Genomic DNA, 15,232 nt, shown 5'->3' on the forward strand with positions numbered 1-15,232 from the left:
TCATGTCAGAAGGTGTGACACGCAGGAAACAGCCGGAAATGGTCCGCCGGGCGTTGCTGGACAGTGCGGCGAAAATTGCCATGGAAGATGGTTTGCCCGCGGTAACGATCCAGGCGGTGGCAAAGGCCGCCAATGTGACCAAAGGCGGGCTTTTTCACCACTTTGCGTCCAAGCAGGCCCTGATCGAAGGAATGTATAAGGATATTCTGACCAGGCTGGATGAAAAAATAGATGCCCGTATGGCTAAGGAGGATACGGCGAAAGGATGCTTTACGCGCGCCTATGTAGCCACAATCTTCCAGGATGATGAATTGGGTTTTGACGGTCCGCTGGCGGCGATGTGGATCGGGGCCAGCGCGGACCCCGTGTTGCGGCAGATCTGGCTGGATTGGCTAAATGCGCGGTTGGACCGCCATCGCGATACTGACAATGCCCCCCTCCTGGAGGTGGTGCGGCTTGCCGCGGACGGGGCGTGGTTCTCCTATGCCGGGCTGGAAACGGCCGGGCAGGCGGAGGTGCGGGAAACGCTCTACGCGAGACTCGTGGCGATGATGGACGAGACTTAGGCGCCATCCTCCCAGTCCACATTGCCCTCGGTCGGGGTGATGAAGAAGATTTCCAGGTCTTTCGTGATCTTCGCATTATGGGCGACCCCCTTGGGCATGAAGATCATATCTCCGGCCCTGACCGGGAATTCTCCCCGGCCGTCGTCCAGGGTGAATGTTGCCTCGCCTTTCAGGATCATCAGGATTTCGTCGCCGCCGTCATGGCGTTCCCAGAACCGGTCCGTCGTGTTGGCGGCGATGCGGATCACGCCACTGACCAGGGGGCCGTCAGTTTCGATGGTTTGCAGGAAGCGGGGTTTGTGCCAGTCGGTGAGATTGTCGAGTTCCCGGCGCAGGGTGTAGGCAGACATGATTACCTCTATAGGGCTTGTCATCGGTTGTATTTGACTGTTTCCTATAAATACGAATGTTTCGTCATATTTTGTATTCGCATTCCGGGAGGCGGGAAAACCCATGGCCAAAGCCGTGACGACACCTCGAAAACTGCCGAAACAGGACCGGTCGAGGGCGGCGGTGGACGCCATGCTGACGGCCACCGCTCAGGTTTTGCAGGTGGAAGGCTATGACAAAACCACCACCGCACGGATTGCAGAGAGAGCCGGGGTCAGTGTCGGGTCGCTGTATCAGTATTTTCCGAACAAGGATGCCCTTATCGCTGCATTGATCCGCCAGCATACAGACGCATTGCTGCGCTCATTCGAGGGGCGGATGGACCGGATTTTGTCGATGGATGCGCCACCGGCGGTAACCCTGCCGCTGATTGTTGCGGAACTGGCCGGGGCGGAACGGGTTGACCCGCATCTGCATGGCATTCTGGTGGAACAGATACCGCAGGCGGATCAGGCCTCCCATGTGGCCGAGGTTCAACAGCAGCTATGTCGCATGCTGGAACGGTATCTGGAAAAACACGTTGAATGCCTGATAGTAGCGGATATTCCCCTTGCCGCGCAGGTCATGGAGACCACGCTGGAGGCGCTTGTCCATAGGGCCGTGGATGGCCGGTCAGACCGGATGACGGTATCGGCTGTCCAGCAGGAGGCCTGCAGGATGTTACAGGCCTATCTCTTTGGCGGTGGGGCTTTGGAGGAGGTCAGGCCTGCATCAGGATGATGCTGGCATTATCTTCAATCAGATGAGAGAAGCTGCGGAAGCGGTCTTCCGCACGGACGGGGTCGAAGTCGCCGACGAAGGCATCCAGTGTATCGTGGTCGACAGCCGTGTGCAGACCATCGGAGGTGATCAGCAGGCAGTCGCCATGCATCAGGTCCACATCGGTGATCTGGGGGCTGTGATCGCATCCTTCCCAATTGGGGCCAAAGGCGGGGCCGACGCCAAGATCGACGATATTGCGCATGGGGTGGGTCTGGGCATCGTCGCTGGATAACTCTCCGGCCAGGACTTTATCCATGACAGGCGTGTGATCGACGGTCAGTTGTTCAAGGGGGTGGCCGCTTCGTTTCAGATAAGCGCGGCTGTCACCCAGATGCACGATCGTGACGTGATCGTCCGGTCGGAAAATCGCGCCGGTCAGCGTAGCGCCGCACCGGCTGGTCTGGGCCTCTTTGCAAAGATGATCCTGCAATGCGTCCAGAATTGCCGGAAGAGTATCGCAATAGGCGAGCGCATTGGAGAGGCGGCTGAGAAAGCGGCAGGTCTCATGGGATATCCAGTTGCCATCCGGCGCACCGCCAAGACCGTCGCTGATTGCCGCAATACCGGCAAGGCAATTGGTTGTAATGCGGGTGATCGGTAGCTGCGCTTCCTGCAGAATCTGATCGCCTATGACGAGGCAATCCTCCTGCCGGCTGCGCGGACCCAATAACATTCCCGCATAAAGCTTCATTCAGTGGCACCCTTATTAATGATCCAGGGCACTTTAGCGGTCTTTCTACAGCCTGACGAGGCGGTAGCTGGATGTGGCCTCGAATTTCCCGCTCTTGTTGCAGGATGGCATCACGTTAGAAAGCTCACTTATTAGCATACACAAAAAAACACCCGCTTGCAGCGATGTCATGCAAGCGGGTGCCATTCTTTTCAATCGGCTGTCATTTATCCAGCCGAAAGATATTAATGTTTGAAGTGGCGCATGCCGGTATAAACCATGGCAATTCCTGCCTCGTCCGCGGCTTTGATAACCTCTTCATCGCGCATGGACCCGCCGGGCTGGATCGCAGCCGTTGCCCCGGCGCCAACAGCGGCCATCAGGCCATCGGCGAAGGGGAAGAAGGCATCGGATGCGACGACGCAACCACCTTCCATGCCTTTATGCTCGGCGGCTTTGGAGGCTGCAATCTTGGCGGAGTCAACGCGGCTCATCTGTCCTGCGCCCACGCCGATCGTGCTTTCATCGCGGACATAGACAATGGCGTTGGATTTGACATGTTTGGCCACTTTCCAGGCAAAGAGCATATCCGCCCATTCCTTTTCCGTGGGTTCGCGTTTGGTGACCACCTTGCAGTCCTCGCGGCTGATCTGGCCATAGTCGCGGGTCTGGGCCAGCAGACCGCCGCCACCCAGCGTACGCCAGGTCATGGACTGTTCCGACGGATCCGGCATTTCCCCGGTCAGCAACAGGCGCAGGTTCTTTTTGGCGGCCAGAATTTCGCGGGCCTCATCCGTTGCTTCCGGTGCGATGACGACTTCCAGGAAAAGCTCCGTCAGGCGCGTAGCCAGGTCTGCTTCCAGCTTGCGGTTCAGGGCAACGATGCCGCCAAATGCCGACACCGGATCGCAGCTCAGCGCCGGGTCCCAGGCGTCGATCAGGCTATCTGCCTCGGCGACGCCGCAGGGGTTGGCGTGTTTGACGATGACAACAGCAGGCTTCTTGAATTCAGCAACCAGTTCGAAGGCTGCATCCGCATCGTTGATATTGTTGAAGCTGAGCTCTTTTCCCTGCACCTGTTCGGCGGTGGAGACACTGGGGCGACGGTCGGTGCCCAGATAGAGCGCTGCTTCCTGATGCGGGTTCTCGCCATAGCGCAACACCTGTTTGCTGCGACCGGCAAGGGTCATGCGTTTCGGCCAGGTACGTTCCTGCTGTGCAGACAGCCAGTTGCTGATCGCAGAGTCGTATGACGCCGTACGGGCATAGGCCTCACGGGCCAGGAACTGGCGAAGATCGCGCGTCGTCGCGCCGCCGTTTTCGTCCATGTCCTTGATGACCGAGGCGTATTCGCCGGGGTCGGTGACAACGGTCACCGACTCGTGGTTTTTGGCTGCTGCACGGATCATAGCCGGGCCGCCAATGTCGATGTTTTCAATGCAGGTGTCATAGTCTGCACCGGAACGGACCGTATTCACGAAGGGATAAAGGTTCACGACCACCATATCAATCGGGGCAATGTCATGGGTTTCCATGGCCATGCGGTGTTTCTGGTCGTCGCGTTTGGCAAGGATGCCGCCGTGAATGGTCGGGTGCAGGGTTTTGACACGGCCATCCATGATTTCCGGGAAACCGGTGTGGTCGGAAACCTCGGTGACGGCAATGCCGGCTTCCTTCAGGGCCTTGGCGGAGCCGCCGGTCGACAGGATCCGGACCTTGTGTTTTGCCAGTTCGGTGGCGAATTCCACCAGGCCGGTCTTGTCGGAAACGGATATCAATGCACGGGCGATCGGTTTTTCGCTCATGAGGGGTCCTTTCAATCTCCGGATGGTGCCGCGGTTTTGGGCAACTCTACCCTGCGGCACTGACTTTCCTTCGGAAGTAACGTGCGTTCGTCGGGGGTGTATTCCGGCACGAATTTCTTCAATTCGGCCAGGGTCTCTTCCCTGTCACGGGCCTGGGCGAGTGTTTCCATGCGGTCCAGCGAGCGCTGCAGCACATCCAGGGCGCTGGTGCGTGGCTGGGCCAACATGATCCCGTCGGTCACCGTGGGTAGCTGCTGTTCTTGGGTATGCAGCAGTTCTTCGTATAATTTCTCACCGGGGCGAAGACCGGTATATTCGATTTTGATGTCCTTGTCCGGCTCCATACCCGCCAGCATGATCATCTGGCGTGCAAGGTCGGCGATCTTCACCGGCGCGCCCATGTCGAGGACGAAAATCCGCCCTGCGGTGGTGTCGTCCTTCACGCCGATGGCAGAGGCCTGCAGCACCAGTTCGACCGCCTCGCGGACGGTCATGAAATAACGGGTAATCTCCGGATGGGTGACGGTCAGCGGCCCGCCTTCTGCCAATTGCTTCTGGAACAGGGGCACGACTGATCCGGTGGAACCCAGGACGTTGCCAAAGCGAACCACAACATAGCGGGTGCTGTTCTCGTCCCGTGCAACCGGGTCCAGAGCCTGGATATATTCTTCCGCCAGGCGCTTGGTCGCCCCCATGACATTCGTCGGGTTGACGGCCTTGTCGGTGGAAATCTGGACCATGCAGCGTGCCTTGTGCCGACGGCATGCATCGGCCACGATGCGGCTGCCCATGATATTGGTCAGCACACCTTCCATCGGGTTGTCTTCGACCAAGGGCACATGTTTGTAGGCGGCGGCATGGAAGACCAGTTCCGGCTGGAAACGTTCGAACGCGCTGTCGACACGCTTGCGGTCCCGGACATCGCCCAGAATGGCGTGACGGGGAATATGCGGGAAGCGTTTTCCGATTTCCTGGTCGATCAGATAAAGTTGATATTCCGATACTTCGTATAATGCGATTTCCGACGGGCCGAGGGCGCAAATCTGGCGGGTGAGTTCCGAACCGATGGTGCCGCCGCTGCCTGTGACCATCACGCGTCGGCCTTTGACCAGGGCCTCCATGGCAGGACGGTCCAGCTTTGCCTGAGGGCGTCCCAGTAGGTCTTCCACGGCAATCGGGCGCACCACCTGTTTGTCGTCCTGGAATCCTGCCCGAAGTTCGGAGAGTTTCGGCAGCCGGTCAAGGGTCAGGCCTTCCTGTTGCGCCATGGCGAAAAGCGCACGGAGAACTTCCCCGTCCATGGTCTCTTTGGTCAGGATCAGTTTTTGCGGTGCTGACGAAAGTTTTTTCCAGGTTTCGGGCGTGAAATCGGCGATGGTGGAAATGACAGGGACGCCGTGAATTTCACGACCGAGGCGGCCTCTGGTCTCGGAGACAATGGCAATGGGGTCGTAGATGCTGCTGCTGTTACGCTTTTGCTCGCGGATGAAAAGCTCCGCTTCATCACCGGCGCCTATCAGGATGACCGGAATACGGCGGCGGTTGCTCAGTGTGCTCCGCAGGTTGGCGCGTTTGTCCTTGGCCATCCGGTAGAGGAAACGAGGCCCGCCCAAGAGTGCGATCAGGACAAACCAGTTAATCACCGGGATGGACCGGGGCAGGAATTCCAGGCGGGTCAGCGTAAACAGGATCGGCAGGAAGACGAGGATCGCGATCGTGACGGCCCGCGTGATGGCGGTGAGGTCTTCCAGCGAGGCATAACGCCAGATACCGCGATATTGCTTGTTGAAATAGAAAACGACGGCACAAATGCCGACAAAGATGCCTGTGCTTTCCAGGACATAGGTTGCCGGAAGCCAGTCCCAACTGTCGCCGAGACGTAGATATAGGCTCAACGGGAACGACAGACCCGCCATGATCATGTCGTGCAAAAAGGCGACCCGCGCCCGCGTTGATTTGAATAGCCTAATCATGATGCTGTTTTCATAATGCTCAGCCGCCCGTCACGCAAGCGAACTTCGCGCTTGCCTGCATAGGGTATAAGGCGGACGTCATCCTTATCCGTCCCTTTGAATTTACTGTCTCAGGTACCAGTTCACGGTGTCGGCAATGCCTTGCTGCGGCGTGTAGGGAGGTTGCCAACCGGGAATTTTTCCGTCTACCTGAAGGCTGTCGGTCAGGCGCTGTATCATGCCGGAGCGCCCGGTCAGCCGTCCGGCCAACCTCAGACAGGCAATCGGCACCGGCGGCAGGCAAGGTTTTTTCCCCATACTGTCGGCAATGAGACGGATCAGTCCGGCGGTTGACAGGTCTTGCCCGTCACTGGGCAGATAGCTGCCTGCCGGACAGGTCAGGGCCGCTTCAACCGCTGCGGCGAGGTTGCCGACGTAGATCATACTGCGTTTGTTGTGAACCGCACCCAGTGGCAGCGGTAAACCTTTGCGGACGGCTTTGAGCAGCGTCAGGAAATTTCCCTTCACGCCGGGCCCGTAAACCATGGGCGGGCGCAGGCTGAGCACATCCATTGCGCTGCCCAGACCGGCCAGGGCAGTTTCTGCCTCATGTTTGCTGATGCCGTATGGGTCACAGGGCGCTGGAGTGTCCCGGCCGGACAGCGGGTGGTCCGAGCGCTCCCCCATTACCTTGACGGAGCTCATGAAGACAAAGCGCCCGATACCAGCGTCTTGCGCCTGCCGGGCAAGTCGCAGGGTGCCGTCCCGGTTGACCTGGCGATAGATGTCGATGGGGTTGGCCTGGGTTTCCTGCATTACATGTGCACGTCCGGCGAGGTGGATCACCGCATCCACGCCGTCCAGATGCATGGACCAGTCCGTGTTCCCGTCGAAATTCCCCACTTCCCTGCGGCCCACAAGCCGCAGGTCATAGCCCCTGTCCTGCAGATACGGCACAAGGCATTGACCGACAAAACCGGTAGCGCCGGTTATCAGCAATCGCTTTGGCGCGCTCATACCTCACGCCTCTTGAACCGTGGGGACAGGTGCATCCAGCCGATCAGGACTGCAACGCAGCCAGCGGCGGCCAGAATGGCAAGAAGCGGTCTGTCCAGCGACCACACTGACAGCCCGATCAGGATCACATTGGTCAGGGCGATCGCGGCGCTGACGCCGCTGTGCCGGTGGCCCGCCTGCACGGCAACTTGATAAAAATGCTCGCGGTGGGCTTCCCAGACTTTTTCACCGCGCAGAAGGCGGCGGGTCAGTGTGACGCCTGCGTCGGTCAGATAATACAGTGGTAGAATTAGGGCCGGGGCCCAATATCCGGCGACCGCCAGTTGCAACAGCAGCCCACCGAGCAGAAATCCTAAGGGGATGCTGCCGACATCGCCAAGGAAGATACGTGCGGGGTGCCAGTTCCAAACCAGAAAACCAATCGCAGCGGCGGCAATGATCAGGCCCGGATTAATAGGGGTGCCGAATACGCCGACGAGGCTGAGACAGTAAAGTCCCAGGCCGATGCTGGCTGCTTCTACGCCGGAAATGCCGTCGATACCATCCATGAAGTTGAAGAAATTGATGAACCCGACCCAGACAATGGCGGCCAGCGGCATTTCGACCCAATAGGGCAACCATCCGCTCGTGATCGACCCGTCCTGCATCAGCCAGGGAAGGGTTACCGCAACGGCGGTGAACTGGACGGTCAGCCGTAGTCGGGCGGAAAGGGAATGCAGGTCGTCAAGCCAGGACACAATGGCCAGCACGGCAGCACCGGCGGACAGCCAGATCATGTCAATCTGGTCCAGTGCGATGGCGTGATAGGCGATTGCAGCCAGTGAAATTGCCGTCACAGCCAACCCGCCGCCGCGGGGGGTCGGTGTCTCGTGACTGGACCGGTCATTGGGGTGATCCAGAATGGCCCGGCGACGCAAATAGGCCAAAACAATCCCGGTCAACAGGACGCTGGCGCAAACGAGCGCGAAGAATTGGATGAGTTCAAGCTGCATCTCGCGGTTATAGCCGCTGTTTGCGGGGGAGGCTAGCCTGCAAATCGGGCTTGCAATCGAAGGGTGCGAAGGGCTAGATGAACGCTGTGATTATATGAGCTTTACAGGGGTGCCCCTGCCTTCGGCGGCAGGTGTTTTTTCCCTGCGTGAAAGAGTTGCTTGGAAGGTTTTGACGATGATTGAGAACCCCCGTATCGCCGTGATCGGCCTGGGCTATGTTGGATTGCCTTTGGCTGCGGCTTTGTCGCAACATTTCGATACGGTTGGATTCGATATCAACGAGACCCGCGTTGCCGAATTGCGCGACGGCCATGACCGGACCGGTGAGTTGAGTGACGGTGCCCTGCGCGATGCGCCGTTGTCCGTGACGGCCGATCTTGAGGAAACACGCGGTTGCGACATATTCATTGTGACCGTTCCGACGCCGGTCGGCGCCGATAATGAACCGGACCTCACGGCGGTGAGAAAAGCAACGGAAGGTGTTGGCTCCGTCATTGCTTCCGGCAATATCATTGTGTTTGAAAGCACGGTTTATCCCGGTGTCACGGAAGATATCTGTGGGCCGATCCTGGCAGAAAAATCGGGCCTGACCCCGGGCACGGATTTTTATCTCGGTTATTCGCCGGAACGGATCAATCCGGGCGACAAAGTCCACACCGTGGACAAGATCACCAAGGTGGTATCAGGTGAAACGCCGGAAGTGGCGGCCCTGCTGGCCCGTGTCTACGGCTCGATGAATGGCGGTAATATCTTTATCGCGCGCAACATCAAAACCGCCGAGGCATCCAAGGTCATCGAGAACGCACAGCGCGATATCAATATCGCCTTTGTAAACGAAATCTCCCTGATCTTCGAAAAGATGGGGATTTCCGTCTATGACGTGTTGGATGCCGCAGGTACCAAATGGAACTTCCTGAACTTCCAGCCGGGGTTGGTTGGCGGCCATTGCATTGGTGTCGACCCCTATTATCTGGCGCATGCGGCCCAGGCAAACGGCGTTGCACCGGAAGTGGTGCTGGCCGGGCGTCGCACCAACGATGGTATGAGCACAGTGGTTGCGGACCGCATTCATGACCTGTTGAGCGGCAAAGCCAAAATCCTGGTTCTGGGCATCACCTTCAAGGAGAACGTGCCTGACATTCGCAATTCCAAAGTGGCTGATGTTATCAAACGCCTGGAGGAATTGGGGCATGCGGTTACGGTTTACGACCCGGAAGCGGATGCGGAAGAGACCCGCGAGGAATATGGTATCGACCTGGCAGCAGAGCCCGGCACGGATCATGACTGTGTGATTGGTGCTGTGCCGCATGATGCCTACAGCGACCTGTCACTGACCAATCTGGTCAAGGCCGATGGTCTTGTGGCGGACCTGAAGGGCATGTGGCGTCACCGGTCGTTGCCGGACAGCATGCGCCGCTGGTCCCTGTAATTCCCGCTATTCCTTATTGAAGGCCCATTTTACGACGGCACCATCGGTTTCGGTGGTGCCGCGCAGGACGATCTGCTGGGCGCGGCGTGGATTGTCGCCGCCCAGATAGATGCTGTCCTCCAACTGGATTTTCGCGCCGAAACAGCGAAAGCGCCAGCCCTGGCCGCTGGGCAGGCGAAGCAGAGCAGAGGATTGGTTCTGCAGCAGCGAGATGCTGACTTTGGGATGCAGATGAAAGCGGACCGCGAAGTCGTGACCTGCGCCGTCTTCCACGCCTTCTGAGCAGGTCAGCCGGTCTTCTCCCCGGATATTCAGGCCATCTTCCGTCACATAGAGACGACGGGCGTGTTGCAGGCCAAAAAGCGCTGCGTAGCCGTCATGCGTGATGCTGAGCCAATGGGCATCCTCGCTGTCGTCGCGATGGCATGTGGGCTCGGCGCGGCGTTTTCCGATACCCTGTTTTCTGTTGAGCGCGCTGGAGTTTGTATCGTCCACACATAGGGTGGAATGTGCCGCCGTGCTGCGCTCTGCCTCTAGCCAGTCACCGCGACCGGCATTCGACGCCCCGCAGTTGACGATCATGCGGTCTGTACCAATGCTGACCTCGAAAGACCCAATGCCCGCATGGGCAAGCCGGTCAAATGGCGCGGGCGGCGGTGCACCGCAGTCTGCCAGCATCAGCAAGGCCCCGGCCTTCAATCGCTCATAGCCCGAATAGGGGGCTTCCTGCGGTGGTTTGCCTTTGGCGCCGGTCAGGCTCAACAGGTGATCCAAGGAGGCTTTGCCACTATCCCGGCTGCCGTTGAAATGACAAAGGCCGCCATCGCCATGCCGGAAAAAGTGGATCATCGGCACACAGCGGTCGATTGTATGTTGCACGACCGGCGGCACCTCTTCCCGCGCTGCGAGGTAGGCCAGCCGGATTTCCACCAATTCCTGCAGGAGCTTCACCAGGTCCAGCGGGTTTCGGCTGGTGGGCGCGCCATCGGGCAGGATTTGCTGGCTGATTTCACGTTCCAGTGAAACAAGAGATTGTTCCCGTGCACCCTCGTGCGGCAGCCAAAGCAGGTAGCCGACGATCTGTCCTTTCAGGCCGATGACCCGGTCCAATGGCGTTGTCGCAAATGGTGAAACCACGGAAAGATGGCGCAATTGCCGCCCGACGGCCTTCAATATCTGTTGTTGTAGCTCGGCATCGGCCGTAGCGAAAACCGCAGGCCAGTAATAGAGCCAGGCCAGCAGGCGGTTGCCTGTCGCCGCCGCGGTCCAGCTATCGGGGTTGGCGTTGACGGCGTCCAGGCGATCATTGCGGGAGAGCCAGTCGCGGGTCAGATCGCGGACTTTGGTCAACGCGCTGTCACTGCCAACTGCGCGCAGATCACGAATCCAGTCAAAGCCGTTCATGGCCTTCATCCAGGCATCATCGGCACCGGCTGCTTCCCAGGGGTTCCGCGCCTGATGAATCTGTTGCCCGGCGAAAGGATAGGTGTCGTTGAGGATTGCCCCGCCGATTTCCGCATTTCCCGTCCAGGGGTCGGATGGAGTGGCGGCGGGGGGATTGGCGCCTCCACGCATCAGGCAAAGGCCATAGAGCGTGCCACCGGCCGTGATTTTCTGGCCGGCGTATTTCAGATAGGACCAGGGGTCTTGCCGTCTCATCTCTCTATCCCTGAGCCGACTGCGCTGATTATCCTTCGCCGCGCAGCTTTTTGATGTTGTTGGCGTATTCGCCGGGGCCGCCGACGAAAGTCGCGGTGCCAGCGACCAGCACATCCGCACCGGCCGCAATGGCCTTGGGCGCTGTTTCCAGATTGATGCCGCCGTCTACCTGCAGGTCGATATCCCGGCCCGTTGCCTCGATCATCTTGCGAATCTCGCGGATCTTGTCCAACTGGCTGTCGATAAAGCTTTGCCCGCCGAAGCCCGGATTGACAGACATCACAAGGATCAGGTCCACCATATCCATCACATAGTCCAATGCACTGATCGGCGTGCCGGGGTTGAGAACGACACCGGCTTTCTTGCCAAGGGCCTTGATGGTCTGGACGGTCCGGTGGGTATGGGCTCCGGCTTCCGGGTGGATGGTGATGATATCCGCACCGGCATTGGCGAAGGCCTCCAGATAGGGATCGACCGGGGAGATCATCAGATGCACATCGAAGGTTTTGGTCGTATGCGGCCGCAGGGCTTTGACCACGCCCGGGCCAATCGTGATATTAGGCACGAAATGGCCATCCATCACGTCGATATGGATGAAATCGGCACCGGCCGCATCAATGGCGCGAACCTCTTCACCAAGCTTGGCGAAGTCGGCGGACAGAATGCTGGGCGCAATTCGAACGGGCTTTGACATCAAGTTTACCTCAAGGGGGTGATCAGGGGTTCTGACCATCTGGCAATCCAACAGCAGCCTGCCGAAAATAGGCGGTCATTGCAAGCTGGCCGTGGCGTCGCCACGAAATAGTCACGATTAGATTTCTGCGTCTTATCGCAGGTCTTCGCCCTGCCGGACAAGACCGACTGCGTAAAGGATCAAACAGATCCATCCGGCGATGAAGGTACTACCGCCGAACGGGGGGACAATGCCAAGGCCGGTCACACCGGTCAGCCCCATCAGCCAGAGCGATCCGGTGAACAGGAGAATTCCTGCCAGAAATAAATATCCGGCAAACCCGCGCCATTTGGCCGCCCGCAAATCCGTCGGCAGGCAGTCCAGCGCGATCAGGGCCAAGCTGTGCCACACCAGATAGCGATGGCCGATTTCAATCCAGTCCAGTTGTTGCGGCGACAAGACCGGTTTCAGCGCATGGCTGGCCCCGGCCCCTACAATAACGCCGATCAGGGCGATGACCGCCCCGAAGAGCAGGAAAATTCCGCGTTTCGGCTGAAGAAGCGACATAGATGAAATCCTGTCCATGCGTTTGGTTCTGAGATGGCGTTGCTGCCTGTGATAGCCGGTTTCGGGTCAAAGAAAAAGCCCGCGCTTTGGCGGGCTGATCATTCGGGGTGGCCGGTGGGTTCAGGCAAACTGATCGACAATCTGCCCCAGGGTCCGGACCTGTTCGTTTTGATTGTTTTCATTCCCCGTCACGGTGGTCGTTGTGTTCGCCAGCCCGACGGCCTGATTGGTTTCATTGGCAGGTGCGGTCGCGCTGGTTTCACCGGCGGCAGGCGTTGCCTCCGTTGCGGCAGTCGGTTGCGGTGCGGTGGTCTGGCCCGTGGCGAGGGCCTCCTGCGCCGCAGCACTCAATGTGACCTGATCGCGAGGCTCATTTTCGCTGGCTTCGGGGCGACGGGTTTCATTGGGGGCAGATTCTTCCCCTGCCTGGGTCGTTCCGGCCGTGGCCGGCGCGCCGGTTTCATTCACGCCCTGCGCGGTGTTGGCTTCGGTTCGCGTTGCCTGGGTCTGTTCCTGGGCTGCCTGTCTTTGCTGTTCATCGCGCAGACGGGCATCGTCCTCTGCGGCGCGTTGACGATCTGCCACGCGCGCATTCTGTTGGGCCGCATCAAAGCCGCTGTTGGTATTTACACCCGCGACATCAGCCATAAGACGGGTTCCTTTCTGTTTGGCGACCGGGATAGCACCTCTGCGCCAACCCCCTCTGCCTGTTGAATAAAATCAGCAAGCCCCGCCGCAACCGCCCTTTCCGGCACGCATCATCGTGACGGAATAGTGGATTACCTCGAAACCTAATATAGGACGAAAGGTAAATTTTTTCAATGAATGGCAGAATTCAGCCGATCACGTTCCTGTTGGGCTTTCGATGATCACCGCCGATGGATGCGTTTGGGGTCAAGTGCATCCTGCAATCCGTCGCCCAGGAAATTGAAGGCGATGACCGTGGCGAAAATAGCCAGCCCCGGCCAAAGTGCGAGCAAAGGCGCGTCCCAGATATAGTCCTGCACGGCGGTCAGCATGTTGCCCCAGCTTGGGGTCGGTGGCTGTATACCCAGCGCCAGGAAGCTCAAGACGGATTCAAACAGGATGACCGATCCAATGGTCAACGTTGCCGCGACGATAATCACCGGCAGCGTATTGGGCAGAAGATGGCGGTAGAGAATGGCCGGGATGCTCAATCCCTGTGCGCGGGCGGCGGTGATGAAGTCGCGGCGGCGAAGCGACAGGGTCTCTGCCCGCACCAGCCGTGCGACCGTGGTCCAGCCCACGAGGCTTACGATCAGGATGATCCGGTACAGGCTGAAACTGTCGGACCGGGCCAGCGCCTCCGGCAGGCCCAGTTTGGCCGGATCGATGGCGGCCATGATGATCAACAGCGGCAGCAGGGGCAGTGAGATCACGCCATCAGTGAGGCGCATCAGCAACCGGTCGAGCCAGCCGCCCATATATCCCGCCCAAAGCCCGATTACCGTGCCGATGGCGGCTGAGAGAAGGGCTGCTGATATGCCGACGAAAAGCGAGACCCTCCCGCCATAGAGAAGGCGCAGGAAAATATCCCGCCCGGCCTCGTCCGTACCCAGCCAGTGTTGTGCGCTGATCGGGGCGAAACGGTTGAACAGGTCCGTTGCCTCCGCATCCAGGTTCAGGATCATTTCAAAGAGAGGAGCGGCCAGTGCCAACAGGCCGAACAGGAGCAAAAGGGCGAGGCTCGCGACGGCTAGCCGGTGTTCCAGAAAGGCGGAGAACAGGGCGTGTCCCGGCGTATAGACCTTGGCTGGTTTACTCATCGCTTTCGGCCCCCAACCGGATTCGCGGGTCGAGCGCGGCATAGGAAATGTCGGCCAGGAAATTCCCGGTGAGCGTCATAACGGTTGCCAGCAGGAGGCCGACCATCGCCAGATTATAGTCATTGCCCAATATGGAATCGTAGATGGTTTTGCCCATGCCCGGCCAGGCGAAGATGCTTTCGGTGATCAGCGCGCCGGAAAACAGGTTTCCCAGGCTGAGCGCCACGATCGTGGTCAGCGGCAGGACTGCATTGCGGAAGACGTGGTGGACCATCAGGCGCATCTCGCTGACGCCCTTGGCGCGGGCGGTGCGGACATAATCCATGGTGAGCGCCTGGATTGCGGCAGCCCGCATGAAACGGATGAAGCTGCCGATACTGAGCAGGGTCAGCACCACAACCGGCAAGGTCAACCGGTGCAGCATGTCGAGGGCGGTGGCGTCATTGGGGAGCGCCGCGCTTGCCGGAAACCAGTTGAGGGTGACCGCGAAGAACAGGATCGCCAGGATCGCCAGCCAGAAGGGGGGCACTGAAATCCCGGCAAAGCTGAAAAGATTCACGCCATAGTCCAGCCAGCCATAGCGCTTATGGGCGGCCAGCAGCCCCAATGGCACAGCCAGCGCCACGGACAGCAACAGGGAGGGGAGCAACAGCCAGAGACTGTTGCCCAGGCGCGGCCAGAGAATGTCGAAAACCGGCTGTCCGTAAAGACGCGAATAGCCGAAGTCCCCCTGCAGGGCGGCGCTGAGCCAGTGGAAGAAACGTTCCAGTATCGGTTTGTCCAGTCCATAGAGCGCCTTCAGCCGGGCGGCGTCGGCGGCGCTGAAATCCGGGTTGCTTTGAACCATCAGGTCAATCGGGTCGCCGGGCATCAGGCCCATCATCCAATAGGACAGGAAGGCGACTACGAGAAGGACGATCAGGGATTCGATCAGGCGTTGGATCAGATAACCGGACATGCTGG

Annotated in this window: 15 protein-coding genes; 3 read left to right on the top strand and 12 right to left on the bottom strand. The window is 59.2% G+C overall.

Annotated elements, in window-relative coordinates; all coding sequences use genetic code 11:
* Positions 1 to 2 precede the first annotated feature (2 nt).
* Positions 3 to 566, top strand: coding sequence for a TetR/AcrR family transcriptional regulator (locus tag IF205_RS06215; RefSeq protein WP_259782426.1), 564 nt, complete (start codon positions 3 to 5; stop codon positions 564 to 566).
* On the opposite strand, the gene IF205_RS06220 is transcribed toward IF205_RS06215, so the two are convergent.
* On the bottom strand, positions 563 to 916 hold the full coding sequence (locus IF205_RS06220) for a cupin domain-containing protein (RefSeq protein ID WP_259782427.1): 354 nt from the start codon (positions 914 to 916) through the stop codon (positions 563 to 565). The two genes, IF205_RS06215 and IF205_RS06220, sit on opposite strands and share 4 nt — an antisense overlap.
* A gap of 103 nt (positions 917 to 1,019) precedes the next feature.
* Between IF205_RS06220 and IF205_RS06225 the strand changes: the two genes are divergently transcribed.
* Complete coding sequence (locus IF205_RS06225; RefSeq protein ID WP_259782428.1) at positions 1,020 to 1,676, top strand: TetR/AcrR family transcriptional regulator; 657 nt, start codon at positions 1,020 to 1,022, stop codon at positions 1,674 to 1,676.
* Here the strand turns inward: IF205_RS06225 and IF205_RS06230 are convergent.
* The 5 genes from IF205_RS06230 to IF205_RS06250 form a co-directional block, all read right to left on the bottom strand.
* Entirely contained in the window at positions 1,657 to 2,409 is a 753-nt protein-coding gene (locus tag IF205_RS06230; RefSeq protein ID WP_259782429.1) for a PP2C family protein-serine/threonine phosphatase, read from the bottom strand. The genes IF205_RS06225 and IF205_RS06230 overlap by 20 nt on opposite strands.
* A gap of 224 nt (positions 2,410 to 2,633) precedes the next feature.
* Positions 2,634 to 4,193 carry a bifunctional phosphoribosylaminoimidazolecarboxamide formyltransferase/IMP cyclohydrolase gene (gene purH / locus IF205_RS06235; protein WP_259782430.1) on the bottom strand — a complete coding sequence of 520 codons (1,560 nt, stop codon included), beginning with the start codon at positions 4,191 to 4,193 and terminating at the stop codon, positions 2,634 to 2,636.
* Between the two features lie 11 nt (positions 4,194 to 4,204).
* Positions 4,205 to 6,166, bottom strand: a complete 1,962-nt coding sequence (locus tag IF205_RS06240) for a polysaccharide biosynthesis protein (protein WP_259782431.1) — start codon at positions 6,164 to 6,166, stop codon at positions 4,205 to 4,207.
* A 102-nt stretch (positions 6,167 to 6,268) separates the two neighbouring features.
* Complete coding sequence (locus IF205_RS06245) at positions 6,269 to 7,162, bottom strand: NAD-dependent epimerase/dehydratase family protein (RefSeq protein ID WP_259782432.1); 894 nt, start codon at positions 7,160 to 7,162, stop codon at positions 6,269 to 6,271.
* Positions 7,159 to 8,154: an MraY family glycosyltransferase gene (locus IF205_RS06250; RefSeq protein ID WP_259782433.1), complete on the bottom strand. Its 996-nt coding sequence runs from the start codon at positions 8,152 to 8,154 to the stop codon at positions 7,159 to 7,161. Before IF205_RS06250 ends, IF205_RS06245 begins: the two co-directional genes overlap by 4 nt.
* Positions 8,155 to 8,329: 175 nt before the next feature.
* Between IF205_RS06250 and IF205_RS06255 the strand changes: the two genes are divergently transcribed.
* On the top strand, positions 8,330 to 9,583 hold the full coding sequence (locus tag IF205_RS06255) for a nucleotide sugar dehydrogenase (protein ID WP_259782434.1): 1,254 nt from the start codon (positions 8,330 to 8,332) through the stop codon (positions 9,581 to 9,583).
* Between the two features lie 6 nt (positions 9,584 to 9,589).
* On the opposite strand, the gene IF205_RS06260 is transcribed toward IF205_RS06255, so the two are convergent.
* The 6 genes from IF205_RS06260 to IF205_RS06285 form a co-directional block, all read right to left on the bottom strand.
* A complete protein-coding gene (locus tag IF205_RS06260) occupies positions 9,590 to 11,242 on the bottom strand; it encodes a heparinase II/III family protein (protein WP_259782435.1) in 1,653 nt (550 codons plus the stop codon).
* A gap of 28 nt (positions 11,243 to 11,270) precedes the next feature.
* On the bottom strand, positions 11,271 to 11,936 hold the full coding sequence (gene rpe, locus IF205_RS06265) for a ribulose-phosphate 3-epimerase (protein ID WP_259782436.1): 666 nt from the start codon (positions 11,934 to 11,936) through the stop codon (positions 11,271 to 11,273).
* A gap of 132 nt (positions 11,937 to 12,068) precedes the next feature.
* The gene (locus IF205_RS06270) at positions 12,069 to 12,482 is read right to left on the bottom strand and encodes a DUF423 domain-containing protein (RefSeq protein ID WP_259782437.1); all 414 of its coding nucleotides are present in this window, start codon (positions 12,480 to 12,482) and stop codon (positions 12,069 to 12,071) included.
* 120 nt (positions 12,483 to 12,602) lie between these two features.
* Positions 12,603 to 13,130 carry a hypothetical protein gene (locus IF205_RS06275; protein WP_259782438.1) on the bottom strand — a complete coding sequence of 176 codons (528 nt, stop codon included), beginning with the start codon at positions 13,128 to 13,130 and terminating at the stop codon, positions 12,603 to 12,605.
* A 221-nt stretch (positions 13,131 to 13,351) separates the two neighbouring features.
* Entirely contained in the window at positions 13,352 to 14,269 is a 918-nt protein-coding gene (locus tag IF205_RS06280) for an ABC transporter permease (RefSeq protein WP_259782439.1), read from the bottom strand.
* Entirely contained in the window at positions 14,262 to 15,227 is a 966-nt protein-coding gene (locus IF205_RS06285; protein WP_259782440.1) for an ABC transporter permease, read from the bottom strand. The genes IF205_RS06280 and IF205_RS06285 overlap by 8 nt, the downstream gene beginning before the upstream one ends.
* Between the last annotated feature and the right edge of the window lie 5 nt (positions 15,228 to 15,232).

Origin of the sequence: Aestuariispira ectoiniformans (assembly GCF_025136295.1) — a bacterium.
Lineage (GTDB): Bacteria > Pseudomonadota > Alphaproteobacteria > UBA8366 > Aestuariispiraceae > Aestuariispira_A > Aestuariispira_A ectoiniformans.

Bases quoted from the DNA above. Each gene is read 5' to 3' on its own strand.
- IF205_RS06240 (WP_259782431.1), bottom strand. From the start codon at position 6,166: ATGATTAGGCTATTCAAATCAACGCGGGCGCGGGTCGCCTTTTTGCAC.
- IF205_RS06285 (WP_259782440.1), bottom strand. From the start codon at position 15,227: ATGTCCGGTTATCTGATCCAACGCCTGATCGAATCCCTGATCGTCCTT.
- IF205_RS06215 (WP_259782426.1), top strand. From the start codon at position 3: ATGTCAGAAGGTGTGACACGCAGGAAACAGCCGGAAATGGTCCGCCGG.
- purH (WP_259782430.1), bottom strand. From the start codon at position 4,193: ATGAGCGAAAAACCGATCGCCCGTGCATTGATATCCGTTTCCGACAAG.
- IF205_RS06220 (WP_259782427.1), bottom strand. From the start codon at position 916: ATGTCTGCCTACACCCTGCGCCGGGAACTCGACAATCTCACCGACTGG.
- IF205_RS06270 (WP_259782437.1), bottom strand. From the start codon at position 12,482: ATGTCGCTTCTTCAGCCGAAACGCGGAATTTTCCTGCTCTTCGGGGCG.
- IF205_RS06255 (WP_259782434.1), top strand. From the start codon at position 8,330: ATGATTGAGAACCCCCGTATCGCCGTGATCGGCCTGGGCTATGTTGGA.
- IF205_RS06280 (WP_259782439.1), bottom strand. From the start codon at position 14,269: ATGAGTAAACCAGCCAAGGTCTATACGCCGGGACACGCCCTGTTCTCC.
- IF205_RS06230 (WP_259782429.1), bottom strand. From the start codon at position 2,409: ATGAAGCTTTATGCGGGAATGTTATTGGGTCCGCGCAGCCGGCAGGAG.
- IF205_RS06245 (WP_259782432.1), bottom strand. From the start codon at position 7,162: ATGAGCGCGCCAAAGCGATTGCTGATAACCGGCGCTACCGGTTTTGTC.
- IF205_RS06260 (WP_259782435.1), bottom strand. From the start codon at position 11,242: ATGAGACGGCAAGACCCCTGGTCCTATCTGAAATACGCCGGCCAGAAA.
- IF205_RS06275 (WP_259782438.1), bottom strand. From the start codon at position 13,130: ATGGCTGATGTCGCGGGTGTAAATACCAACAGCGGCTTTGATGCGGCC.
- IF205_RS06250 (WP_259782433.1), bottom strand. From the start codon at position 8,154: ATGCAGCTTGAACTCATCCAATTCTTCGCGCTCGTTTGCGCCAGCGTC.
- IF205_RS06225 (WP_259782428.1), top strand. From the start codon at position 1,020: ATGGCCAAAGCCGTGACGACACCTCGAAAACTGCCGAAACAGGACCGG.
- rpe (WP_259782436.1), bottom strand. From the start codon at position 11,936: ATGTCAAAGCCCGTTCGAATTGCGCCCAGCATTCTGTCCGCCGACTTC.